This is a genomic window from Vibrio sp. V12_P9A6T4 (assembly GCF_963874835.1).
Lineage (GTDB): Bacteria > Pseudomonadota > Gammaproteobacteria > Enterobacterales > Vibrionaceae > Vibrio > Vibrio anguillarum.
This window is the reverse complement of sequence record NZ_CAWNJO010000046.1, coordinates 12639-36427: the sequence shown is the minus strand read 5'-3', so window position 1 is coordinate 36427 and position 23789 is coordinate 12639. Positions and strand designations below refer to the sequence as shown.

Here is a 23789-nt window from a genome sequence, read left to right as displayed (position 1 = left end):
AATGTGAATTTTGAGTTGATGGTGTTGCTGGTGTTATTGGGCTCAGTCGTTGGTTTTATGGCTGGTTTACTGGGCATTGGTGGTGGTTTAATTGTCGTTCCGGCGTTGCTTCTTTTGCTTCCCAAGGCGGGTATTTCCCCCGAACTTAGTATGCATTTAGCGTTAGCGACATCGCTAGCGACCATCATTGTTACTTCGGCTTCTTCGGCATTAAATCACCTTAAATTGGGCAATGTGGATATGTTTGTCGTCAAGTGGCTCATGCCCGGCGTTATCGTCGGTGGGTTTGTTGGCTCAATGATCGCAGACGTGATCCCGACTCAATATCTACCGAAAGTATTTGGCGTGATTGTTTTTTGCTTGGCGATTCAAATGTTTTTATCGATAAAAGCGCAAATACAAAGAACGATGCCCGGTGCGTGGGTGACCATGCTATGTGGCAGTGGTATTGGTATTGTCTCTAGTTTAGCGGGAATTGGTGGCGGTTCGCTCTCAGTTCCTTTTTTGAATCGTCATGGCGTTGAAATGCGTAAAGCCGTCGGTTCTTCTTCTGTCTGTGGGTGTGTGATCGCAATCTCTGGCATGATTGGTTTTATTTTGCACGGTTATCAAGTGGAGAATTTACCACCTTACAGCATTGGCTATGTCTATTTACCTGCGTTAGTCGCCATTGCTTCGACCTCAATTCTCACTACTCGATTAGGAGCGCGGTACGCGACTCAGTTACCGACGGCGGTATTGAAAAAAATATTCTCCGTTTTTCTGATGGTTATAGCGGCAACTATGCTGTTTTAATCACTTATTATCTTCACCTCATTTTTAGTAAGAGAACACGTTTATGTCTCAGGGTTTTATACAGTTCCCAAATATTGATCCCGTGCTGATTGCGATTGGCCCTATATCCATTCGCTGGTACGGCTTAATGTATTTAGTTGGTTTTGTTTTTGCGATGTGGCTTGCCAATCGCAGAGCGGACAAACCAAATAGTGGCTGGACTCGTGAGCAAGTCTCGGATTTGCTGTTTGCTGGATTTTTAGGGGTGGTCATTGGTGGTCGTGTCGGTTATGTATTGTTTTACAATTTTGATCTGTTTCTCCAAGACCCGCTCTATCTCTTTAAAGTGTGGACAGGCGGGATGTCTTTCCATGGTGGTCTACTTGGCGTGATCAGCGCAATGTTTTGGTATGCACGGAAAAATAACCGAACGTTTTTTGGTGTCGCCGATTTTGTGGCTCCTTTGGTTCCATTTGGTTTAGGCATGGGACGATTAGGCAACTTCATGAACAGTGAATTGTGGGGGCGAGTAACCGATGTTCCATGGGCGATCATTTTTCCAAACGGCGGGCCTTTGCCTCGCCATCCATCACAGCTTTATGAGTTTTTCTTAGAAGGGATTGTGCTGTTTATTATATTGAACCTGTTTATCCGCAAAAATCGGCCAATTGGTTCAGTCTCAGGGCTATTTTTGATAGGCTACGGGACATTCCGTTTCCTTGTTGAATATGTTCGTGAACCTGATGCACAATTAGGATTGTTCGCTGGATTTATCTCCATGGGGCAAATCCTGTCGCTACCGATGATCATTGTCGGTGCACTGATGATGGTATGGGCGTACAAGGTTAACCATAAAGTGACTCAATAGTGTTAAGGATAGTTTGTGAAACAGTATCTTGAACTTTGTCAGCGAATTGTTGATGAGGGCGTTTGGATCGAAAATGAACGTACAGCCAAACGCTGCCTAACGGTGGTTAACGCTGATCTCACCTATGATGTAGGTCAGAATCAATTCCCGTTAGTGACAACGCGTAAAAGCTTCTGGAAAGCCGCAGTTGCTGAGCTACTTGGTTATATTCGTGGCTACGATAATGCAGCCGATTTTCGCGCTTTAGGAACCAAAACGTGGGATGCGAATGCGAATTTAAATGCAGCTTGGCTTAACAATCCATACCGTAAAGGTGAAGATGATATGGGCCGCGTGTACGGCGTTCAAGGACGTGCGTGGGCCAAGGCGGATGGTGGGCAGATTGATCAACTGCGTAAGATTGTTGATGATCTTTCACGTGGCGTTGATGATAGAGGCGAAATCCTAAACTTTTACAACCCAGGTGAGTTTCATATGGGTTGCTTGCGCCCCTGCATGTACAGTCATCACTTTTCGTTGTTGGGTGATACTTTGTATCTCAATAGTACGCAACGCTCGTGTGATGTCCCGCTTGGCTTGAATTTTAATATGGTTCAGGTCTACGTGTTCCTCGCAATTATGGCGCAAATTACTAGCAAAAAAGCGGGCGTGGCCTACCATAAGATCGTCAATGCGCATATCTATGAAGACCAACTGGCGTTGATGAAAGATGTACAACTTAAGCGTGATCCACTACCTATGGCGAAGTTTCATATCAACCCGGAAATTAAAACGCTAGAAGATCTTGAAACTTGGGTTACCTTGGATGATTTCTGGATTGAAGGCTACCAATGTCATGATGCCATCCAGTACCCGTTTTCGGTTTAGTTGCTCTCTCGCATTATTAAAAAGTACTGTTTTCTAGTTGTAAAAAATCCCCGAAGCGTTGCTCGGGGATTTTTTTTGATCTGTCGTGTGGTTTGTTCGTTACTTAAGCCGTTAGTGCCAGTATACCGCCAGGCATAATGATAAAGACCGATAGTAAATAACCCGCAACGACCGCTTTATTCTTTGTTGCCATCTCAGCAATCATTTCTGCGCCTTTAATTGGCAGTTCACGTAAAAACGGAACACCATAGATCAACACAGTGGCTAATACATTAAAGGTTAAGTGGACTAAAGCAATTTGCAAGGCAAATACCGCAAACTCACCAGAAACGGCCGTTGCCGCGAGTAGGGCGGTAATGCAAGTGCCAATATTAGCCCCTAAAGTGAATGGGTAAACATCGCGTACTTTCAATACACCAGTGCCGACCAGCGGAACCATTAAACTGGTGGTAGTTGAAGAAGATTGAACCAATACAGTGACGATTGAACCTGAAAGGATACCGTGCAGCGGTCCGCGCCCAATGGCATCTTTGAGTATCTCTTTCGCACGACCCACCATCAAACTCTTCATGAGCTTACCCATGACAGTGATAGCCACAAAAATGGTCGCAATACCAAGAACAATCAACATCACGCCACCTACAACTTCACCAAAAGTGATCAGCTGGCCTTTTAGTGCCGTGATAATTGGGCTCGTGATAGGTTTGATAAAATCGAGTCCTTTCATGCTCATATCACCAGTAGAGAGCAAAGGTGACACAAGCCAATGAGAAATTTTCTCTAAAATACCAAACATCATCTCTAACGGTAGGAAAATCAGTACCGCCAAAAGATTAAAGAAGTCGTGAATTGTTGCACTTGCAAAAGCGCGTTTAAATTCGACTTGGCAACGAACGTGTCCAAGGCTAACAAGCGTGTTGGTTACTGTGGTGCCAATATTGGCACCCATAACCATTGGGATCGCCATTTCAACAGGTAATCCGCCAGCCACAAGACCGACAATGATAGAGGTTACGGTGCTTGAAGATTGAATCAATGCTGTGGCGACTAACCCTATCATCAACCCCGCTATTGGGTGTGAGGCAAACTCAAACAGTACCTTAGCTTGATCACCTGTCGCCCATTTAAATCCACTACCTACCATCGCCACTGCAAGTAGCAGTAGGTAGAGCATGAATGCCAAGTTCGCCCAACGCAGCCAGCGAGTGGTACTCGCAATGGGTGCAGCAGTAGTTGTCGCTTGGTTCATTTTCTTTTCTCCATTGACCTTTTGAGTGTTGTTCGGTCTGTTGTTGAATCTGAGCGAGATAGTAGAGAATAATTATTTCATTTATATGACAGTGTGTTTCTCATTGATAACTCTGATAAAAACAAGTTTCACGGTGACTTTTAATTCTTTATTTATTGAATTTTCATGATGTTATGTGATTTTAACAATGTGGAGGAGGAGGGCGAGGGACGCTAGTTTTAGATATTTTATGACGAAGTTGTCATTTTTGAACTCTAACTGCTCGGTATTAAGATTAGCTAACGTTCTTAAGTTCGGTTTTTCCGAGTTAATTGCTCATTTGGCTTGGGTTTGTTATAAACAACGACCAGATAAAATTGAGTGTCCTTATCATGTTTCACCTCAACTACAATCATCTTTACTACTTCTGGATGGTATGCAAGCAGGGATCGGTCACTAAAGCTGCAGAAGCACTCTTCTTGACTCCGCAAACCGTCACTGGGCAAATTAAGGCTTTTGAAGAGCGCATGGATGGTAAGCTTACTAAGCGTAATGGTCGTAGCATTGAACCGACAGAACTTGGGCAACTGGTTTTTAAATATGCTGACCGGATGTTCGGCTTAAGTTATGAGATGCTCGATATTGTCAATTATAGTCAGCGCTCTAATCTGCTGTTTGATGTAGGAGTGGCGGATGCCCTCTCTAAACGGCTTGTCAGTAAAATACTGATGACGACGGTCCCGGCCGATAGCAGTATCCACTTGCGTTGTTTTGAATCGACCCATGAAATGTTGTTAGAGCAACTTTCACAACACAAATTGGATATGATTCTCTCTGATTATCCCGTCGATTCCAGCCAAAGCCCTGGCCTGTTCAGCAAAAAACTGGGTGAGAGTCACATGAGTTTTTTTTGTTCAGGCAAGGTTGAAAATGTCTCTTTTCCCGCCATTTTAGAGCAGAGAAAGTTGTTGATACCGGGAAGCCGAACCGCGATGGGGCGGAATCTATTGCAATGGTTTGACCGTCAAGGCCTGAAGCCGAATATTCTGGGGGAGTTTGATGATGCGGCACTGATGAAAGCTTTTGCGCGTTATCATCATGATGCAATTTTTTTAGCGCCCTCAATCTATGTGACTGAAGTTGGTGATGATCTTCCTTTGCAACTGATCGGTCAGATTGATGATTTAAAAGAAGAGTACTACGTCATTTTTGCTGAGAGGATGATCCAACATCCGGCAGTGAAAAATGTTTGCGATGCAGATTTTAATAATTTGTTTGTCTGATGCTTTCACTACTAACGATAAATAGATTACTATCTCATTATCTAGCAATATTATTAATTATCGCTTGCCAAGTAATACTAATCTAAACTGGTTATACGCCTTCTGATGCCGTTATTGACGCTCTATTGAATGGTTGCCGTCATAAACGGTATAACAATTAAACTACGTAGAAAAAGGTACTAACCTTACTTATAAACTCATAACCTGTTGGGTTAAGGAAGATGCAAACTTGTGATGCGTTTGATGTAAGAAGTTGTTCCAAGGGAGCTTATTCATGAACCTACAAGAAATGGAAAAAAATTCCGCTAAAGCAGTGGTGTTGTTAAAGGCTATGGCTAACGAAAGACGCCTACAAATATTGTGTTTATTACACAATCAAGAACTGTCGGTTGGTGAGCTATGTGGGAAATTAGAATTGAGTCAATCGGCACTTTCGCAGCATCTTGCTTGGTTAAGAAGAGATGGGTTAGTGGATACAAGAAAAGAAGCTCAGACGGTTTACTACACACTCAGCAGTCATGAGATCAAGGCGATGATTGAGTTGTTACACGGTCTATACTGCCGCTAGTGTTTTGAAAAATACACAATCCGAAATTATGTTTCAGTAACATAGTTCGGATTTTTTTATATTAAAATTAGAGTAAATACTTTACTTTACGCTGCGGATATAAAAAAACCGGCCTTAGCCGGTTTTTATTTTCGCTTGGAACCAAGTCTAAATTATAGAGCCTTGATTGCTGCAGCGAAACGAGACTTATGGCGAGCAGCTTTGTTCTTGTGAACAAGACCTTTAGTCGACATACGGTCAAGGATTGGTGTAACTGCAGCAAATGCAGCAGTTGCAGCTTCTTTATCGCCAGCTGCGATAGCTGCGATGGTTTTCTTCATGTAAGTGCGCATCATAGAACGACGGCTAGCATTATGCTGACGACGTTTCTCAGCTTGGATAGCGCGCTTCTTAGCAGATTTACTATTTGCCAAGGGTCTAACTCCCAAAAACTTAGTTCGGTGACAATTTAAGGGCGGGGAATATCCCTTATTTGCTCTCAATTGTCAAATGATTTGTGCAAAAACCGTTCTAGGCCAAACAAATTTTGGTATAGGAAGGTCATCGCGGTTAAGATGCGGGGATTCTAACAGTATTTTTTTTCCAATGCTAATACTTATCTGATCTCGCACTGACATTCCTTACGTGTTGCTGTGGATAATGACGTTTTGGCTTGTTTTTCGAGGTAATAGTGAGCAAACGCCTACTCAAATCTGGCTTGATTGTCAGTGCTATGACGTTGATTTCTCGTGTGTTGGGCCTAGTTCGTGACGTAGTTGTTGCGAATTTGATGGGGGCAGGTGCGAGTGCCGATGTTTTTTTCTTTGCTAATAAAATTCCTAACTTTTTACGTCGGCTATTTGCCGAAGGGGCGTTTTCTCAAGCGTTTGTTCCAGTACTGACCGAATACCATTCATCCGGAGATATCAATAAAACACGCGAGCTGATCGCTAAAGCATCTGGCACATTGGGGGTTATTGTCACTTTGGTGACTGTTGTGGGGATCTTATGCTCTGGTGCGGTCACGGCACTGTTTGGGGCTGGTTGGTTTTTAGATTGGCTTAATGATGGTCCTGATGCGCATAAGTTTGAGCTTGCGAGTTTATTATTAAAAATCACTTTTCCTTACTTATGGTTCATCACTTTTGTTGCTTTATCAGGAGCGATTCTCAATACCCTGGGCAAATTTGCCGTCTCTTCTTTTACCCCTGTATTTTTGAATGTGATGATCATCGGTTGCGCTTGGTTTTTGTCGCCGCACTTGCAGCAACCGGAAATTGGCTTGGCGATTGGCGTCCTTCTTGGGGGATTGGTCCAGTTTCTATTCCAAATTCCATTTTTGCTCAAAGCAGGTTTATTGGTTTGGCCTCAATGGGGCTGGAATGAACCGGGGGTTGTGAAAATTCGCACTTTGATGTTGCCCGCTCTTTTTGGGGTATCGGTCAGTCAAATTAACTTATTGCTGGACACCTTCATTGCCAGCTTCTTACAAACGGGCTCCATCAGCTGGCTTTACTATTCAGACCGTTTGCTAGAATTTCCGTTAGGCTTATTTGGTATTGCGATCGCTACCGTTATTTTGCCTGCATTATCCCGTAAACATGTTGATGCCCACAGCGAAGGATTTTCGCAAACCATGGATTGGGGTATTCGTATGGTTTGTCTGCTCGGTTTTCCTGCGATGTTAGGCCTGATTGTGTTGGCAAAACCGATGCTTATGGTGCTATTTATGCGAGGTGAGTTTACCCCGAATGATGTCAATCAAACGGCGTTGTCACTCTATGCATTTGGTTTGGGCTTGATCAGTTTTATGCTGATCAAAGTGCTTGCACCAGGGTACTACTCTCGGCAAGACACCAAAACGCCAGTTCGTTATGGCATTATCGCCATGATCTCTAATATGGTCTTCAATGCACTTTTAGCGTGGCATTTAAGTTATGTTGGTTTGGCGTTAGCTACGTCATTATCTGCTTTTATCAACATGGCACTGCTTTACCGAGGGTTACATGTGCAAGGGGTGTATCAGATCACCCGTAAAACTATTGGTTTTATTGTTCGGTTAATGGTAGCCAGCAGTGCGATGGTTGTGGTCATTGTTTGGCAATTGGAAGAAATGTCAACGTGGCTAGAGTGGAGTCTGACACAGAGGGCTACATCATTGGTGATGCTGATCAGTATCGGTGCGGTCAGTTATTTGCTTTGCCTAGCCGTGCTTGGCGTGCGTTTAAAAGACTTAAAAGCGGCGACAGATTAATGGTGATTAGTATATAATCCGTCGGTTTCGCACCTTGCTAATTGAGAACTATAGGTTTTAAGCATTTTCTAATGGAATTGATTCGCGGCATTCACAATATCAAGCCACAGCATCATGGCTGTGTATTAACCATCGGAAACTTTGATGGTGTTCATTTAGGACATCAGCAAGTTTTGAAGCAAGTATCCAAGAAAGCGCAATTATTGGGTTTACCTTCGGTGGTCATGACGTTTGAACCGCAGCCATTAGAATTATTTGCCAAGCACAATGCACCAGCTCGATTAACTCGATTACGTGATAAATTTGTGCAACTGAACAAGCAGTCGGTTGACAGATTGTTATGTGTGAATTTTAACCAGCACTTTGCTAATTTAACGGCAGAAGCTTTTATTCGTGACTTGTTGGTCGCTCAGTTGGGTGTTAAGTTTCTGGTGATTGGTGATGATTTTTGTTTTGGTAAAAATCGCCAAGGTAATTTCAGTATGCTGCAGCAAGCTGGACAACAGTTTGGTTTTGAGGTGGTAAGTACCCACAGTTTTTGCTTGCAACAACAAAGAGTGAGTAGTACTGCTATTCGTAACGCTTTAGCAAGCGATGACTTAGTGTTAGCTAAGCAGATGCTCGGTCGTGATTACGGTATCAGTGGTCGAGTGTCGCATGGTCAAAAGTTAGGGCGAACCATTGGTTTTCCTACAGCGAACATTCCGCTTAAGCGCTGTGTTTCACCGGTCTCTGGTGTTTACGTCGTCAATGTCTATGGCCTTGATAACTCGCCTATCGGAGGAATTGCCAATATTGGTAATAGGCCAACAGTCAACGGGGTTCGCCAACAACTTGAAGTACACTTGTTTGACTTTCATGCCAATTTATATGGCAAACAGCTAGAAGTGGCACTTTTACATAAGCTTCGAGATGAAAAGAAATTTGAATCTTTTGGAGCGTTAAAGCAACAAATTGAATTGGATGCTGATGCGGCAAGGGTGTGGTTGCATCAGCTAAAGAATTAGTCGGATTATTCCACCGATTAATATCATGTCTAACGTCGCCCAATATAACGGAATTAAGAATCGATGAGTGATTATAAAGATACCCTGAACCTACCTGAAACAGGGTTTCCAATGCGTGGCGATCTGGCTAAACGTGAGCCAGAAATGTTAAAGCGTTGGTATCAAGAAGATCTTTACGGCGAAATCCGTAAAGCCAAAAAAGGCAAAAAATCTTTCGTATTGCACGATGGCCCTCCTTATGCCAACGGTGATATTCATATTGGTCACGCACTGAATAAGATTCTTAAAGACATTATTATCAAATCGAAAACCTTATCTGGTTTTGACGCGCCTTACATCCCAGGTTGGGACTGTCACGGCCTACCTATCGAATTGATGGTAGAGAAAAAAGTCGGCAAACCGGGCCAGAAAGTGACCGCGGCTGAGTTTCGTGAAAAATGCCGTGAATATGCAGCAGGTCAAGTGGAAGGCCAGAAAGAGAGCTTTAAGCGTTTGGGCATCATGGGTGAGTGGGATAAACCTTATCGCACCATGGATTTCGCCACCGAAGCGAACATTATTCGCGCATTGGGTAAAATTGCCGATAAAGGCCACCTGCTGAAAGGTTTCAAACCTGTTCACTGGTGTACTGATTGTGGTTCAGCACTGGCTGAAGCGGAAGTTGAATACAAAGATAAAGTGTCACCTTCGATTGACGTACGATTCAAAGCAGCCGATGAAGCGGCGCTGCTTGAAAAGTTCACGCTCGCGGCTGATCACGCCGGCCACGGTGAAGTGTCGATTGTCATTTGGACAACCACACCTTGGACCTTGCCAGCTAACCGCGCAGTCTGCTTACGTGATGATCTTGAATATGTTTTGCTGCAAATTGAAGCAGACGGTGAACGCTCTGCTGAACGCATTATCGTTGCGTCAGAACTTGCAAAAAGTGTCATGGATCGTGCTGGTATCAGTCATTACCACAATCTTGGTTTTTGCCGAGGCGCAGACCTTGAACTAATGTCTTTTAATCATCCATTTTACGCATTTACTGTGCCTGCGATTTTGGGTGAGCACGTAACTACTGAATCGGGTACTGGTGTCGTTCATACTGCACCTGGTCATGGTCAAGAAGACTTCGTGGTCGGTCAGCAATACGGCCTTGAAGTAGCCAACCCTGTCGGTTCAAACGGCGTATATCTAGCAGACACCGAGCTATTTGCTGGTCAACATGTGTTTAAAGCGAATGACTCTGTACTTGAAGTACTGAAAGAAAAAGGTGCTTTGTTGCACCACCATGCCTACGAGCATAGTTATCCTCATTGCTGGCGTCATAAAACCCCAATCATTTTCCGTGCAACACCACAATGGTTTGTTTCTATGGAGCAAGCCGGTCTGCGCGCCCAAGCTCTAGAATCGATCAAAGGTGTACAGTGGATGCCTGAATGGGGTCAAAGCCGCATCGAAGCAATGATTGAAGGTCGTCCTGAATGGTGTATTTCTCGTCAGCGTACTTGGGGTGTACCGATTGCGCTATTTGTGCATAAAGAGACGGCAGAACTTCATCCTAATAGCCCTGCGCTGATTGAAACAGTGGCGCAATTGGTAGAACAAAAAGGGATTCAAGCGTGGTGGGATGTTGACACTGCTGAGATCTTGGGCGAAGAAGATGCCAAGCATTACGAAAAAGTACTCGATACGCTGGATGTGTGGTTCGACTCTGGTGTGACTCACTACGCCGTTGTTGATAAGCGCGAAGAGTTCAATGGTCACGGTGCAGATCTGTACCTTGAAGGTTCAGATCAGCATCGTGGTTGGTTCCAATCTTCATTGATTTCATCGGTAGCAATGAAAGGTGCTGCGCCTTACAAACAAGTATTGACGCATGGCTTTGTGGTCGATGGTCATGGCCGCAAGATGTCAAAATCAATCGGCAACGTGGTTGCGCCAAAAGATGTCACCAATAAACTGGGTGCAGACATCCTGCGTCTATGGGTTGCATCGACTGATTACACTGGTGAAGTGGCGGTTTCTGACGAAATTCTAAAACGTTCGGCGGATGCTTATCGCCGTATCCGTAATACAGCACGTTTCTTCTTAGCCAACCTCAATGGGTTTAACCCAGCAACGGATATGGTTGCAGCTGACGAGATGGTGTCGCTGGATCGCTGGGCCGTAGGCCGTGCCTTTGCGGCGCAACAAGAAATTGTCAAAGCATATGAAGAGTATAATACGCATGGCGTGATCCAACGTTTGATGCACTTCTGCTCAATTGAAATGGGTTCGTTCTACCTTGATGTGATTAAAGATCGCCAATACACCGCTAAACAAGGTGCACATGCACAGCGTAGCTGTCAAACGGCGCTGTATTACATCGTTGAGGCTTTGGTTCGTTGGATGGCACCGATCATGTCATTTACGGCTGATGAAATTTGGAACGAAATGCCAGCGATGCAAGCTAATGGCGAGCCGCGTGAAAAATTTGTCTTCACGGGTGAGTGGTTTGAAGGTCTGTTTGGGTTAACTGAAGGCGAAGAGTTGAACAATGAATTTTGGGCAGAGATGCAAAAAGTTCGTAGCTCGGTGAACAAGTTGCTTGAAACCGCTCGTAGTGAAAAAATCATTGGTGGCTCATTACAAGCTGAAGTGGTGCTGTTTGCTGATGATGCTTTAGTGGCTCAGTTGAACAAGCTTGAAGATGAACTGCGTTTTGTACTGCTGACATCAAAAGCGATAGTGAAGCCTCTGGCTGAGAAAAGCGATGCGGCACAAGCAACGGAAACAACAGGTTTGTTTGTGTTGGTGAGCGCAACGGAAGCAGAGAAGTGCGATCGCTGTTGGCATCATACTCCTGACGTTGGCACTATCACTGGTCATGAAACTATTTGTGGCCGTTGTGTGTCGAACGTGGATGGTGAAGGCGAAGTTCGTAAGTTCGCTTAATAATATTGGGATTCAATATGGCAGAGCAGACGCTTACTTGGAAACAATCAGGAGTTCGCTGGCTATGGCTAGCGCTTCTGGTCTTTACCCTTGATGTCGGTATAAAGCTGATGGTCATGGATAATATGGGGTATGGTTGGGCAAATCGCATCGAAGTAATGCCTTTTTTTAACCTACTTTATGTACATAACTATGGTGCGGCATTTAGCTTTTTAGGCGATCAAGCGGGTTGGCAACGTTGGTTGTTTACTGCTATCGCCTTTGCGGTGACAGGGCTACTCACTTACTGGATGAGTAAGCTGCCTGCGCAAGAGAAGTGGCATAATATCGCTTATGCCATGATTATTGGTGGCGCAATCGGCAACGTGTTTGATCGTATCGTGCACGGTTTTGTGGTTGATTATCTTGATTTCTACTGGGGCAATTATCACTGGCCAGCGTTTAACTTGGCTGACAGTGCTATTTGCCTTGGTGCAGCAATGATTATCCTTGATGGCTTTCGTAAAAAAGACGATGCGCACTCATAATGGCTAAAATAGTTGAATAACCCTAAGCGCTGTCTGTTGATTCAGGTGGCGCTTTTTGTTTACTCTTCATCTCTAAAAATACGGTGGCGATAGGCGTACTAAAAACGGGCATTTTTATGTCGTTATGGATGCCTTGTCTCCACACTAAAAATAAATAAAGAGAAATCACGTGACGACAATAAAAGCAAACAGTGCGGTAACCCTACACTTCACCATTAAATTAAAAGATGGCTCTATTGCGGATAGCACTCATAATATGGGCAAACCAGCGAAATTGGTTATTGGTGATGGCAGTCTAAGCGACAATTTTGAGTTGTGCTTAATCGGTCTGAGTGCCGGAGAATCCAAAACCATTGAGTTAAAAGCCGAAGACGCGTTTGGTTTGTCTAACCCAGATAACATCCACCATATGGATCGCGCCAAATTTGCCGGTAATACTGAGGTGGAAGTTGGCACGATTATGGCGTTTAGTGGCCGCGATGGCTTAGAAATTCCTGGTATTATCACCGCTATTGCGGGCGATTCGGTAACGGTTGATTTTAACCACCCACTTGCAGGACAAGATGTCATTTTTGATGTTGAAATTTTGTCTGTAGAATAATTGGCAACTTGCGATAACCCTATTCAATGAGCAATGAAATGAAAATATTGTTAGCCAACCCTCGTGGTTTTTGCGCCGGTGTTGATCGTGCGATCAGCATTGTTGAACGCGCACTTGAGCTGTATCAGCCTCCGATTTATGTACGACATGAAGTGGTGCATAACCGCTTTGTGGTGGAAGGGCTGAAGCAGCGCGGGGCCATTTTTGTTGAGGACTTACACGAAGTACCTGATGACAATATTGTGATCTTTTCTGCTCATGGCGTTTCGCAAGCGGTGAGACTTGAAGCGAAAGCGCGTGCATTAACCGTGTTTGATGCCACTTGCCCTTTGGTGACTAAAGTGCATATGGAAGTGGCTCGAGCCAGTCGCCGCAGTATGGAAGTAGTGCTGATTGGCCATGCAGGTCATCCTGAAGTGGAAGGAACCATGGGCCAATACGCCAGTAAAAAAGGCGGCATGTATTTGGTTGAAAAACCGGAAGATGTTGAATCACTAAAAGCTATCGTTAAAGATCCGACTAATTTACATTATGTTAGCCAAACCACCTTGTCGGTGGATGAAACAGCCGATGTGATTGATAAATTGCGTGAAGTGTTTCCGGATATTCAGGGACCACGTAAAGATGATATCTGTTACGCGACACAAAACCGCCAAGATGCGGTGCGTCAACTTGCATTGGATGTTGATTTGGTGGTGGTGGTGGGCTCGAAAAACTCATCAAACTCTACGCGTTTAAAAGAATTGGCGGAAAAGCTCGGAACGCCGGGTTACTTGATTGATTGCCCTGAAGATATTGATCCAACGTGGTTTGATGGTAAGAAAACCGTTGGCGTCACGGCCGGTGCATCGGCACCCGAAGCATTAGTGAATCAGATCCTAGATCGTATTAAAGAGCTTGGTGCTCAATCGGTTGAAGAAGTGCTTGGACGAGAAGAGAACATGTTTTTTGAAGTGCCCAAAGAGCTGCAAATCAAGCAAATCGACTAGTCAATAAAAAGTATTTGAATTAGACGTACCAATAAAAGAAGAAGGGCTTCCAGATGGAAGCCCTTTTCTATAACGCAAGCGAAGCGTCATTCACACTATGCAGTTTCTGTGACTGCTTTCGGTTTTTCTTCATCGGTAAGTTCGATGTCGCCTTTACCTTTGGAGATTCTAATTACATATACGGTTACGGACAGTGAGAACAAAATACCGGCAATGGTCGATGCTTGCATCGGTAAGCCAAAGCCTAATGCACTGTTATTAAGAATGAAGGTAGCACAAACCGTGGTCATAAACATCGCGGGGATAGTCGCAATCCAATGCAGTTTGTTATGGCGTAGTAAATAGGCGGAAGCGGTCCAAAGCATCATTACTGCTGTGGTTTGGTTGGCAAAACCGAAGTAGCGCCAAATAATACCGAAATCCACTTGAGTGAGAATGGCACCCAAAACAAACAGCGGCAGTGCCATGAACAAGCGATTACGCAGTGTTTTTTGTTCCATATTGAAATATTCAGCCAAGATTAAACGGCTAGAGCGAAATGCAGTGTCGCCAGAGGTGATGGGTAGGATAACCACACCCAAGAAGGCGATGATGCCGCCAAACACACCTAATAAGCCAAAGGATGCGCTGTACACAACGTTACCTGGGCCGCCGTTTTTCACTGCTTCTGATAATCCTTCCAATGAGCCAAAGAAAGAGAGTGCAATCGCACACCAGATAAGTGCGATAATGCCTTCACCAATCATGGCACCGTAAAACACGAAGCGGCCATTTTTTTCATTTTCCATACAGCGAGCCATCAATGGCGACTGAGTTGCATGGAAACCAGAGATAGCACCGCAAGCAATCGTGATAAAGAGCGCAGGCCAAAGTGGTAGGTCGTTCGGGTTCATGTTGCTGAACATGTCGCTCATTTCAAAACCGCCCATCACAGTGTGTTCACTGGAAAGTGCAATCGCGGTCATTAAGCCAACCGACATAAAGATTAACAATGCGCCGAACAGTGGGTAGAAGCGGCCGATGATTTTATCGACAGGAACGATGGTGGCGAGAATGTAGTAAGCGAAAATGATCACCACCATTGAGGTCATGCTCACCGTTAGACTCGTTTGCTCGTTAATCAGATTGGTGATCATCCCCGCAGGCGCAGAAACGAAAACAACCCCCACAAGCAGTAACAGTACAATGGCAAAAATGTTCATAAAATGTTTGGCGCCATTGCCTAGGTAACGGCCGGTAATGGTTGGCACTGAAGCGCCGCCATTGCGTACCGACAACATGCCTGAAAAGTAGTCATGTACCGCACCTGCAAAAATACAGCCGACGACAATCCACAACATTGCTGCAGGACCATAGAGTGCGCCCATGATTGGGCCGAAAATTGGGCCTACGCCAGCAATATTAAGCAATTGTACCAAGTAGACTTTTTTGGTCGACATAGGAACATAGTCCACGCCATCACTCATGGTGTGGGCCGGTGTTTTACGGTTCTCGTTAATACCAAATACTTTTTCTACAAAAGCGCCGTAGATAAAGTATCCGGCCAGTAGGGCTGCGACACAGGTAAGAAACCACATCATAGCAATTGTCCTTTATGAATGAATTAAGCTCACTGTGGATAATAAAGGGCTCTGTGACGAGAAACATCTGCTTTTCCAGTGAGCGGCACTATAGCCAGTTAAGTGGCTATTTCACACAATAAGTGGTTTAAGGCTCGTCTCATCATCTGGATCAATAATGCTTTGCTGGTGGGAGGCAATGAGTGGCATCTTACAAGCAATCTGCTAGGCTAATTGAATGAAAATAAGAACTTAAGGACAACAATGAAAAAATTAAGTGTATTGTGCGCTGCTGTGTTGATGGTTGGGTGTGCGGCCTCTGATGCTGAATTAGCACAAAACGGAGATTGGCAACAAATTGGTTATCAAGATGGAGTCACAGGCCATACTCAGCGCAGCTATAAAAAGCTTTCTGAGCTCGGTTCGGTGCAACAAGCGGATTACGAAGCGGGATACGTTAAAGGGCTAAGCGAGTATTGTAACCCCAATTTCGCCTATCAAATTGGATTGTCAGGACTCTATTATGAAGGTGCGTGCGAAGGAACCGAGCAAGCACAGCGCTTTCGCATGGAATGGCAACGGGGTTGGAATGAGTTTTCTAATTAACCCACCTATTGATGGGTTATCCATTTAAGATATCGCTGTTAGAGAAAATATATGCATGAAGAGTTTATTGCTTTAGCTATTGCAGCCATTGGCGTTCTTGGTTTGACGTGCCAGTGGTTAGCATGGAAGTTGCGTCTTCCTGCTATTTTATTTTTATTAATTGCGGGCATTGTCGTTGGTCCGTTGACTGGGTGGTTAGAACCTCAGCAGCTATTGGGAGAATTATTATTCCCTTTGATTTCTCTTGCGGTTGCGGTGATTTTGTTTGAGGGTAGCCTCACACTCAACTTCAAAGATATTCGCGGCGTCAACCACACTGTGTGGAGCATTGTGTCGCTTGGAGCCCTAGTTTCATGGGGAATAACCAGCGTTGCGTCGTATTATTTATTGGACTTTGATTGGTCACTTGCGCTGCTGTTTGGCAGTTTGACCGTAGTTACCGGGCCGACCGTCATAGTACCGCTGCTACGTACCGTGCGGCCAAATGCTCGACTTTCCAATATATTGCGCTGGGAAGGAATACTCATCGACCCGTTGGGTGCACTGTTTGTGGTGATGGTGTATGAGTTTATTATCTCTAGCAGTGAAGCGCATAGCTTATACGTTTTCTCTTTAATTATTGGTGTTGGTTTAAGTATAGGAGCGGCCGCTGGCCAAGCCGTCGCTGTCATATTGAGGCGAGGCATGTTGCCTGAATATTTACAGCCTTTTGCTGTATTGGCTGTGGTACTTGGAGTCTTTTCCGCTTCTAACGCCATCGAGTCAGAGTCTGGCTTACTGACGGTGACGGTGATGGGGATGTGGCTGGCAAATGCTAAAAACGTCAATATTCAGCATATTCTTCATTTCAAAGAAAACCTGACTATTTTGCTAATCACTGGCCTCTTTATCCTTTTGGCTGCACGCATCGAGCTGGCTGATTTCCAAGCATTAGGGTGGAGTGCATTGCTGTTGTTGGTGGTAATGCAGTTAGTTTCCCGTCCGATGTCTATTTTTATTGCAACCGTGCGCAGCTCATTATCTTTCAAAGAGAAAGCTTTTTTGGCTTGGGTGGCGCCTCGCGGTATTGTGGCTGCTTCTATTTCTTCTCTATTTGCTATCAAACTGACAGCGGCAGGTGTAGAGGGAGCGACACTATTAGTGCCTTTAACGTTTATGGTCATTATTGGAACGGTGATTTTACAAAGTGCGACGGCGCGTCCTATTGCAATGGCATTGAAGGTGGCAGAACCTGCTCCGCGTGGTTTTTTGATTATTGGTGCGAATGACGTCGCTCGAGCGCTTGGAAAGGCGTTTGCGAAATATGATTGTCGCGTTGTGCTCACCGATTCTAACTGGGACTACATTAGTCAGGCGCGAATGGCGGGGCTAGCCAATTATTATGGTAATCCGATATCAAGCCACGCCGATGAATATTTAGATTTGATTGGTATTGGTCATGTGGTTGCACTTAGCCCTGATAAGCATTTCAATATTATGGCTTGCATGCATTTTCTCAGTGATTTCGGTGAAAAACGCGTATTTTGTTTGAACGATCATGCCAATGACAATAGCAGCGATAAACACAAAGTGGCTCAGGAATATCACGGTTTATCACTTTTTAATGGTGAAGTGAGTTATAAAAAATTAGCCAGTTTGATCAACCAAGGTGCAGAAATTAAGCACACAAAACTGAGCGAAAGTTTCACCTACCAAGATTATCTCCAGCAGAACAAAGAACATTTTGTTTTGCCACTGTTTATGGTGAACGTCAAAGGCCGTATCCAGATGCATCATTCTATTCAGGAGTTTTTACCTACGGAAGGTGAAATAGTCGTCTCGTTGATCAAACAGAGCCAGAGCCACTAGTGGCTCTCGTGTTCACTTTCCATTGCCCGGCGAAGAAAACCATCAGACTCAGTCAATTTATCCATAGCTTCTGCATAACTTAACCCCGTCAAGTGCATCAATATCGCTACTTTTACATTGTTGTTGCTTTGGGCTAATAAGTATTCAGCCTCAGCGCGTTCACAGTCGGTTGCTTGCATCACAATTCGCACCGCTCTGGCGATGAGTTTTCGGTTAGTGGCCTTAACATCGACCATTAAATTTTGGTAACTCTTACCAAGACGGATCATGCTAGCGGTGGTGAGCATGTTGAGTACCAGCTTCTGCGCTGTACCGGATTTTAAGCGCGTTGAACCGGTCAGAGCTTCTGGCCCAACGACAGGGCTAATGGCTATTTGCGCCAATTCTGCAATCGGGGAATCCGGGTTACATGATAGGGCAATGGTTGTCGCGCCCAAATCATTAGCATACTCCAAGGCACCGATGACATAAGGTGTTCGCCCACTAGCGGCAATGCCAACAACCACATCTTGATCCGTAAAATGAATACTTTTGAGATCTTGAATGCCGAGTTCTGCGCAATCTTCCGCCCCTTCTTTAGCACTGAACATGGCCTCTTTCCCACCGGCAATCAAACCAATCACCATCTGATCGCTAACCCCAAATGTTGGAGGGCACTCTGATGCATCAAGAACGCCTAATCGACCACTGGTTCCTGCGCCAATGTAGATTAATCGACCACCATGTTTGAATGCATAGGTAATTCGATCCACGGCTAAGGCGATCTCCGGAATGACTTTTTCGACGGCCAGCGGAACGTGTTTATCTTGTTGATTGAGCCGTTCTACAATTTCTTGTGCTGATAGTAGGTCAATATCCATTGTGTCAGGGTTGCGACCTTCGGAAATAAGGTGAGAAAGCGCAGAGAGCAGCGCGTCATTAGTCATACCATTCCTTACTTATTAATGAGTAAAATAGACCACACCCAACGAAGCGAGAGCGCTTGCTCCGGTTACTTCTGGTAGATTGCTGGGTAAATTATGCAGACGACGTTGAGCAAGCCAAGCAAAAGCCATTGCTTCCATGTAGTCATTATCCACCCCTTTATCGCTGGTGGGCATGATGCGCCAGTGTGCTAAATGGGCCTGCAAACGTTCAACTAATAGCGGGTTACGGGCACCGCCCCCACACAGCAGCAATTCCGGCGCTGGCCCACATTGGTAGTGTGCGACTTGCGTGGCGATGGTGAGTGCTGTGTATTCACAGAGTGTACGTTGCACATCTTCTGCTGCTAACGAAAACTCAGCCAATATCTGCTGAAGCCAAGGGAGATTAAACAGCTCGCGACCTGTACTTTTCGGTGCATTCAACGCAAGGTACGGCTCTTGATTGAGACGTTCGAGTAGTAGTTGGTGTACCTTTCCCGATCTCGCCCACATGCCATTATCATCAAACTTATGGCCTGTCTGTTCAAAGCACCACGCATCCATCAACATATTGCCCGGGCCCGTATCGTAGCCTAATACTTTTTGCTGCGGCCGCAGTACCGAAATATTAGCGATGCCGCCAATATTGAGTACTACAACGCTCGAATCGGTTGATTTGAAAATGGTGTCGTGAAATGCAGGGACTAATGGAGCTCCTTGGCCGCCGAGCGCCATATCTTTGCGCCGAAAATCAGCCACCGTGTCGATGCCAGTTTTGCTGCTGATGATATTGGCATCACCGAGTTGCATCGTAAAAGGCGTATTACCGTTGGGTTGATGAAAAACCGTTTGGCCATGGCAGCCAATCGCGCGAATATCGCACGCTTGATAGCCTGATTGAGCCAGTAAAGCGATGACTGCATCAGCAAACAGATGGCCGAGCAAGTGGTCTAACTCGCCAATCTCTTGCACATTGGTTGATTGCCCAATACAGACATTCAGCAAACGCTGTTTGAGATCTTCTGGCATTGGGAAATCAGCGTGAGCCAATAAACGAATTTGGTTGCCATCCATTTCGACCAGCGCTGTATCGACACCATCCATGCTGGTGCCAGACATCACACCAATGTAGCGTTCAATGCTCTTCATTCGCTTCTCCTTCAACTCGAAAACAAAATCATTGTAATAGAAATTCAAAGCGAATAACCTCGTTAAATTAACTGTTTAAGTAAATTTTTGGAGTGAGCATGGGACCGTTGTGGCTAGATGTGGCAGGCTGTGAATTGAGCGCTGAAGACAAAGAGATTCTTGAGCATCCCACTGTCGGCGGGGTCATTCTTTTTGCGCGTAATTATCACGATAACGCGCAGTTGCTTGCGCTTAATAAAGCGATTCGCCACGCAGCAAAACGTCCGATTTTGATTGGTGTCGATCAAGAAGGTGGGCGAGTACAACGTTTTCGTGATGGGTTTTCGCTGATCCCTGCCGCGCAGCAGTATGCCAAGCAGAATAATGGTGAAGCATTAGCTCGCCAAGGTGGCTGGCTGATGGCGGCGGAGTTGATTGCTCATGATATTGATCTCAGCTTTGCTCCTGTATTGGATAAAGGTCATGCATGTAAAGCGATTGGTAATCGTGCTTTTGGTGATGATGTACAGAGCATCATTCGCCACAGTTCAGCCTATATGCAAGGCATGAAAGAGGCTGGCATGGCAACAACAGGTAAACACTTTCCCGGTCACGGCGGGGTAATCGCTGACTCGCATCTTGAGACGCCCTATGATGAGCGCAGCACGGTGATGGAAGAGGACATGGCAATATTCAAAGCGCAGATTGAAGCTGGAGTGCTCGATGCCATGATGCCTGCACATGTGATTTATCCTCACTATGATGATCAACCTGCCAGCGGTTCTGGGTTTTGGTTGAAGCAAGTACTTCGCCAGCAGTTAGGGTTCAAAGGATTAGTCTTTTCTGATGATTTAACAATGGAAGGGGCATCTGTCATGGGCGGTCCTGCCGAGCGCGCGCATCAATCGCTAGCCGCTGGATGTGACATGATTTTAGTGTGCAATCAACGCGCAGCTCAAATTGAAGTGTTGGATAATTTGCCGATTTTGGATGTGCCAGCGGCTGAGTCTCTACTCAAACGTCGTGCTTTTAATCTTCCTCAACTGCAAAGTACTGAACAGTGGAAGCAAGCTTCAGAAGCGATGAAACGACTGCTTGGTGAGTAAAAAAATGGCGCTGTGCGTGAAAGCTTCAGCGCCGTTATTTTCTATTCGTTGCGGTTAGTGAAAACCCAGAACTTCTTTTAAATTTTTTAGATAACGTCGACTGACGGGCACTTTGTGATCACTAAGGGTGATGATTTCCGCTAGCCCATTGTCCAATAATTTGATCTCTTTAATGGCCCTAGTATTGATTAAATACTGGCGGTGACAACGAACCAGTGGCGTTCTTTCTTCCAAAATTTTGAGCGTTAGTTGGCTGGTGGCTCGTTGTAAATGGGTTTGCACATGAACACCACTGATGTCGCTCAAAGCAAACTCGACATCAGTGGTGGCAATGATCACAATTCGATTTAATCCAATGCAGGGAACTTGATCTAACCCTGCTGGTGATAAAATCGAAAAATCCTGCTTTTTTTGCCCTTGGCGAACTAAACGTTGCAGCGTTTTCTTTAAGCGCTCAGGGTCAACTGGCTTGAGTAGATAATCAAACGCATTTTCCTCAAACGCTTGCAGTGCATACTGATCATAAGCGGTGACAAACACCACATTGGGCATCGTATCTGGGTCAAGCATCCCTAGCAGCTCAATGCCAGTAACTTGTGGCATTTGGATGTCGAGAAACACCACGTCTGGCTTTAGCTGATTGATTTTTTTTAACCCTTCGATCGCATTACTGGCGTGACCAATTACATCAACATCGCCCGTCTCTTCTAGTAGCTCAGTCAGTTCTTCCCGAGCGAGCAGTTCGTCATCAATAACGAGTGCCGATAGCATGTTATTCCCTTAGTTAAATCCTTGATGAGGAATGAGAAAGCTCATTCGTGTGTATTGATTAGCCAATACTTCCGTTTTTAGTGCGGCTTGTTCGCCAAATTTATTAGTTAAGCGTTTATTGACAATTTGCATGCCTAAACCATCGTAATCTTCATTCGGAGCTTGGTAACTGCCCGCATTATCTTCCACTACAATTTTGTATCCTTCCGTTTGCACTTGGCTGTAGATTCGTACCCGCCCGCCTTCTAACAAGTTAGAGGTGCCGTGCTTTATCGCATTTTCTACCAGTGGCTGTAGAGTAAAACTGGGTACATTGCGCTCAAGCAGTAATGCATCATCGATGGCAATATCCACTTCAAGGCGATCGGCAAAACGCGCTTGCTCTATGGTTAAGTAAGCTTTGACATGTGCTAACTCTTCTTTAAGAGTTACGGTCTCAATATTTTGTTTGAGGTTACTACGAAAGAAGTGCGAAAGATGCTGGATAAGTTCTCGCGCTTTGTCGGGATCACGGCGGGTGATGGCACTAATGGTATTGAGCGCATTAAACAGAAAGTGAGGGTTGACTTGAGCATGCAGCAGTTTGATCTCGGCACGGGAAAGTAGCATCTGTTTTTGTTGGTATTCACCGTACAGAATTTGGCTTGACAGTAATTGTGCAATCCCTTCCGCCATTGACATGTTAATGGTTGAAAAAAGCTTACGTTTTGGCTCGTACAGCTTTATGGTTCCAATTACGCGATCACCTGCTCTAAGTGGAATGATTAACGCTGAACCGAGTTTGCAGCTTTTAGAAAGTGAGCATTGATAAGGGGAATCTTTTCCGTCGAGGTAAATAATGCGGTTTTTGGTGATCGCATCGAGTGTACTTTGTGATGAGATCGGCGTATTGGGTTTGTGGTGGTCATCACCGATACCGATAAACGCGAGTATTTTTTCTCTATCGGTGATGGATACCGCGCCAACATTGGTCATTTCGTAAACAATTCGAGCGACTTTACCTGCATTGTGTGGATTAAAACCGTTGGCCAAAATGCCAACTGAACGCTCAGCAATATTCAGTGCGCGACGAGAAAAGGTGGCGGAGTACTCTTCAAAAATGGTTTTTCTGTCTTGCAAAATACTCATGAATAGCGCCGCGCCGACTGAATTAGCGATGATCATGGGCGCGGCGATGGTCGAGACTAAGGCGTACGCATCAACAAACGGTTTAGCGACTAACAAAATTACCAACATTTGCACGATTTCAGCAAACAGTGTTACGGCAAAAACAATGCTGGGGCTAAACAGGAGTCGCCCTTTGCCCTTTCTCAGTAAATAGGTGTGCAGCAATCCACCAATCAAACCTTCTGCAGTAGTTGAAATGGCGCATGCCACATCGGTAAAACCGCCTAAAGTGTAGCGATGCATACCGCCAGTAAATCCAACCGCAAAGCCCACAATGGGGCCACCAAATAACCCGCCCATGACGGCACCTATCGCCCGCGTATTGGCAATCGCATCGTTGATCTGCAAACCAAAATAGGTGCCCATGATGCAAAAGAGGGAAAACAAAACATACGTACTGATTTTGTGGCTAATTCGACTGGAAATGTTAAGCAGCGGCAAGAAAATGGGTGTTTTACTCAACATATAAGCGAGAACGAGGTAAACACACATCTGTTGCAGTAAGGAAAGAATTAAATCCATGTCAAAAACCCGTTGGTTTGGTGATCCCCTTTTCACTTGAAGCTACAGTAGTATTGGCTTTGTTCATTTTCCTAAGCGTAGAGTTTTCTATATACATTAGGATTTATGTACGGATGGCCAGACTGTAACACCAATCTCTTTGGGTATGATTTACGATTCATCCTCACTATTTTAGGTGAGATAGAGAGAATAAAATACGCGTCAGCTTATATTTTTTGCTTTAATAGAAGATAAATACGTGTGTAATTTTATTTTTACGCATTATGTTTTTTTAAATTTACACTTGAAATGTTTTTAAAGCCTGTTAATT

The 23789-nt window shown here is 44.9% G+C and carries 21 protein-coding genes; 14 read left to right on the top strand and 7 right to left on the bottom strand.

What is annotated here, in order from left to right; translation table 11 throughout:
• The first annotated feature begins 3 nt into the window (after positions 1 to 3).
• The 3 genes from AACQ42_RS06785 to AACQ42_RS06775 are packed head-to-tail and all read left to right on the top strand — an operon-like array spanning position 4 to position 2509.
• A complete protein-coding gene (locus tag AACQ42_RS06785) occupies positions 4 to 795 on the top strand; it encodes a sulfite exporter TauE/SafE family protein (RefSeq protein WP_094164870.1) in 792 nt (263 codons plus the stop codon).
• A gap of 43 nt (positions 796 to 838) precedes the next feature.
• Complete coding sequence (lgt, locus tag AACQ42_RS06780; RefSeq protein WP_013857591.1) at positions 839 to 1642, top strand: prolipoprotein diacylglyceryl transferase; 804 nt, start codon at positions 839 to 841, stop codon at positions 1640 to 1642.
• A gap of 15 nt (positions 1643 to 1657) precedes the next feature.
• The gene (locus AACQ42_RS06775) at positions 1658 to 2509 is read left to right on the top strand and encodes a thymidylate synthase (protein WP_094164868.1); all 852 of its coding nucleotides are present in this window, start codon (positions 1658 to 1660) and stop codon (positions 2507 to 2509) included.
• A gap of 103 nt (positions 2510 to 2612) precedes the next feature.
• Here AACQ42_RS06775 and AACQ42_RS06770 read toward each other — a convergent pair whose 3' ends face one another.
• Positions 2613 to 3758 (bottom strand): Na/Pi symporter, encoded by a 1146-nt coding sequence (locus tag AACQ42_RS06770; RefSeq protein ID WP_017047902.1) that lies wholly within the window; start codon positions 3756 to 3758, stop codon positions 2613 to 2615.
• A gap of 371 nt (positions 3759 to 4129) precedes the next feature.
• Here AACQ42_RS06770 and nhaR point away from each other — a divergent pair, with 371 nt between their 5' ends.
• Together nhaR and AACQ42_RS06760 are read left to right on the top strand one after the other, a co-directional pair.
• Positions 4130 to 5020 (top strand): transcriptional activator NhaR, encoded by an 891-nt coding sequence (gene nhaR / locus AACQ42_RS06765; RefSeq protein WP_026027442.1) that lies wholly within the window; start codon positions 4130 to 4132, stop codon positions 5018 to 5020.
• 274 nt (positions 5021 to 5294) lie between these two features.
• Positions 5295 to 5588, top strand: coding sequence for an ArsR/SmtB family transcription factor (locus AACQ42_RS06760; RefSeq protein WP_026028082.1), 294 nt, complete (start codon positions 5295 to 5297; stop codon positions 5586 to 5588).
• Between the two features lie 152 nt (positions 5589 to 5740).
• Here the strand turns inward: AACQ42_RS06760 and rpsT are convergent, their stop codons facing one another.
• Positions 5741 to 6001 (bottom strand): 30S ribosomal protein S20, encoded by a 261-nt coding sequence (rpsT, locus tag AACQ42_RS06755; RefSeq protein ID WP_026027444.1) that lies wholly within the window; start codon positions 5999 to 6001, stop codon positions 5741 to 5743.
• A 257-nt stretch (positions 6002 to 6258) separates the two neighbouring features.
• Here rpsT and murJ point away from each other — a divergent pair, with 257 nt between their 5' ends.
• From murJ to ispH, 6 genes are all read left to right on the top strand, one after another.
• On the top strand, positions 6259 to 7821 hold the full coding sequence (gene murJ, locus AACQ42_RS06750) for a murein biosynthesis integral membrane protein MurJ (RefSeq protein ID WP_094164866.1): 1563 nt from the start codon (positions 6259 to 6261) through the stop codon (positions 7819 to 7821).
• Between the two features lie 71 nt (positions 7822 to 7892).
• Entirely contained in the window at positions 7893 to 8828 is a 936-nt protein-coding gene (gene ribF, locus AACQ42_RS06745) for a bifunctional riboflavin kinase/FAD synthetase (RefSeq protein WP_026028079.1), read from the top strand.
• A gap of 63 nt (positions 8829 to 8891) precedes the next feature.
• Entirely contained in the window at positions 8892 to 11750 is a 2859-nt protein-coding gene (gene ileS, locus AACQ42_RS06740; protein WP_094128693.1) for an isoleucine--tRNA ligase, read from the top strand.
• A gap of 17 nt (positions 11751 to 11767) precedes the next feature.
• On the top strand, positions 11768 to 12277 hold the full coding sequence (lspA, locus tag AACQ42_RS06735; RefSeq protein WP_026028078.1) for a signal peptidase II: 510 nt from the start codon (positions 11768 to 11770) through the stop codon (positions 12275 to 12277).
• Positions 12278 to 12446: 169 nt separating this feature from the next.
• On the top strand, positions 12447 to 12878 hold the full coding sequence (fkpB, locus tag AACQ42_RS06730) for an FKBP-type peptidyl-prolyl cis-trans isomerase (RefSeq protein WP_013857554.1): 432 nt from the start codon (positions 12447 to 12449) through the stop codon (positions 12876 to 12878).
• 26 nt (positions 12879 to 12904) lie between these two features.
• Entirely contained in the window at positions 12905 to 13867 is a 963-nt protein-coding gene (gene ispH / locus AACQ42_RS06725) for a 4-hydroxy-3-methylbut-2-enyl diphosphate reductase (RefSeq protein WP_013857553.1), read from the top strand.
• A gap of 95 nt (positions 13868 to 13962) precedes the next feature.
• Here ispH and AACQ42_RS06720 read toward each other — a convergent pair whose 3' ends face one another.
• Complete coding sequence (locus AACQ42_RS06720) at positions 13963 to 15447, bottom strand: carbon starvation CstA family protein (RefSeq protein ID WP_094164864.1); 1485 nt, start codon at positions 15445 to 15447, stop codon at positions 13963 to 13965.
• Positions 15448 to 15690: 243 nt separating this feature from the next.
• Here AACQ42_RS06720 and AACQ42_RS06715 point away from each other — a divergent pair, with 243 nt between their 5' ends.
• Both AACQ42_RS06715 and AACQ42_RS06710 read left to right on the top strand, forming a co-directional pair.
• Complete coding sequence (locus AACQ42_RS06715; protein WP_094164862.1) at positions 15691 to 16032, top strand: DUF2799 domain-containing protein; 342 nt, start codon at positions 15691 to 15693, stop codon at positions 16030 to 16032.
• A 51-nt stretch (positions 16033 to 16083) separates the two neighbouring features.
• Positions 16084 to 17880, top strand: a complete 1797-nt coding sequence (locus tag AACQ42_RS06710; RefSeq protein ID WP_094149661.1) for a cation:proton antiporter — start codon at positions 16084 to 16086, stop codon at positions 17878 to 17880.
• Here the strand turns inward: AACQ42_RS06710 and murQ are convergent.
• Both murQ and AACQ42_RS06700 read right to left on the bottom strand, forming a co-directional pair.
• Positions 17877 to 18806 carry an N-acetylmuramic acid 6-phosphate etherase gene (murQ, locus tag AACQ42_RS06705; protein ID WP_013857549.1) on the bottom strand — a complete coding sequence of 310 codons (930 nt, stop codon included), beginning with the start codon at positions 18804 to 18806 and terminating at the stop codon, positions 17877 to 17879. The genes AACQ42_RS06710 and murQ overlap by 4 nt on opposite strands.
• A gap of 15 nt (positions 18807 to 18821) precedes the next feature.
• Positions 18822 to 19934 carry an anhydro-N-acetylmuramic acid kinase gene (locus tag AACQ42_RS06700; protein WP_176429632.1) on the bottom strand — a complete coding sequence of 371 codons (1113 nt, stop codon included), beginning with the start codon at positions 19932 to 19934 and terminating at the stop codon, positions 18822 to 18824.
• Positions 19935 to 20032: 98 nt separating this feature from the next.
• Between AACQ42_RS06700 and nagZ the strand changes: the two genes are divergently transcribed.
• Positions 20033 to 21019 (top strand): beta-N-acetylhexosaminidase, encoded by a 987-nt coding sequence (gene nagZ / locus AACQ42_RS06695; RefSeq protein ID WP_088720930.1) that lies wholly within the window; start codon positions 20033 to 20035, stop codon positions 21017 to 21019.
• 54 nt (positions 21020 to 21073) lie between these two features.
• Here nagZ and btsR read toward each other — a convergent pair whose 3' ends face one another.
• Complete coding sequence (btsR, locus tag AACQ42_RS06690) at positions 21074 to 21790, bottom strand: two-component system response regulator BtsR (protein ID WP_088728649.1); 717 nt, start codon at positions 21788 to 21790, stop codon at positions 21074 to 21076.
• A gap of 9 nt (positions 21791 to 21799) precedes the next feature.
• Positions 21800 to 23479 (bottom strand): sensor histidine kinase, encoded by a 1680-nt coding sequence (locus tag AACQ42_RS06685; RefSeq protein ID WP_094164858.1) that lies wholly within the window; start codon positions 23477 to 23479, stop codon positions 21800 to 21802.
• Positions 23480 to 23789 lie beyond the last annotated feature (310 nt).

Coding starts and splice junctions, on each gene's coding strand:
- lgt (WP_013857591.1), top strand. CDS start 839: ATGTCTCAGGGTTTTATACAGTTCCCAAATATTGATCCCGTGCTGATT.
- AACQ42_RS06770 (WP_017047902.1), bottom strand. CDS start 3,758: ATGAACCAAGCGACAACTACTGCTGCACCCATTGCGAGTACCACTCGC.
- nhaR (WP_026027442.1), top strand. CDS start 4,130: ATGTTTCACCTCAACTACAATCATCTTTACTACTTCTGGATGGTATGC.
- AACQ42_RS06760 (WP_026028082.1), top strand. CDS start 5,295: ATGAACCTACAAGAAATGGAAAAAAATTCCGCTAAAGCAGTGGTGTTG.
- ribF (WP_026028079.1), top strand. CDS start 7,893: ATGGAATTGATTCGCGGCATTCACAATATCAAGCCACAGCATCATGGC.
- ileS (WP_094128693.1), top strand. CDS start 8,892: ATGAGTGATTATAAAGATACCCTGAACCTACCTGAAACAGGGTTTCCA.
- lspA (WP_026028078.1), top strand. CDS start 11,768: ATGGCAGAGCAGACGCTTACTTGGAAACAATCAGGAGTTCGCTGGCTA.
- ispH (WP_013857553.1), top strand. CDS start 12,905: ATGAGCAATGAAATGAAAATATTGTTAGCCAACCCTCGTGGTTTTTGC.
- AACQ42_RS06720 (WP_094164864.1), bottom strand. CDS start 15,447: ATGATGTGGTTTCTTACCTGTGTCGCAGCCCTACTGGCCGGATACTTT.
- AACQ42_RS06715 (WP_094164862.1), top strand. CDS start 15,691: ATGAAAAAATTAAGTGTATTGTGCGCTGCTGTGTTGATGGTTGGGTGT.
- AACQ42_RS06710 (WP_094149661.1), top strand. CDS start 16,084: ATGCATGAAGAGTTTATTGCTTTAGCTATTGCAGCCATTGGCGTTCTT.
- murQ (WP_013857549.1), bottom strand. CDS start 18,806: ATGACTAATGACGCGCTGCTCTCTGCGCTTTCTCACCTTATTTCCGAA.
- AACQ42_RS06700 (WP_176429632.1), bottom strand. CDS start 19,934: ATGAAGAGCATTGAACGCTACATTGGTGTGATGTCTGGCACCAGCATG.
- nagZ (WP_088720930.1), top strand. CDS start 20,033: ATGGGACCGTTGTGGCTAGATGTGGCAGGCTGTGAATTGAGCGCTGAA.
- btsR (WP_088728649.1), bottom strand. CDS start 21,790: ATGCTATCGGCACTCGTTATTGATGACGAACTGCTCGCTCGGGAAGAA.
- AACQ42_RS06685 (WP_094164858.1), bottom strand. CDS start 23,479: ATGGATTTAATTCTTTCCTTACTGCAACAGATGTGTGTTTACCTCGTT.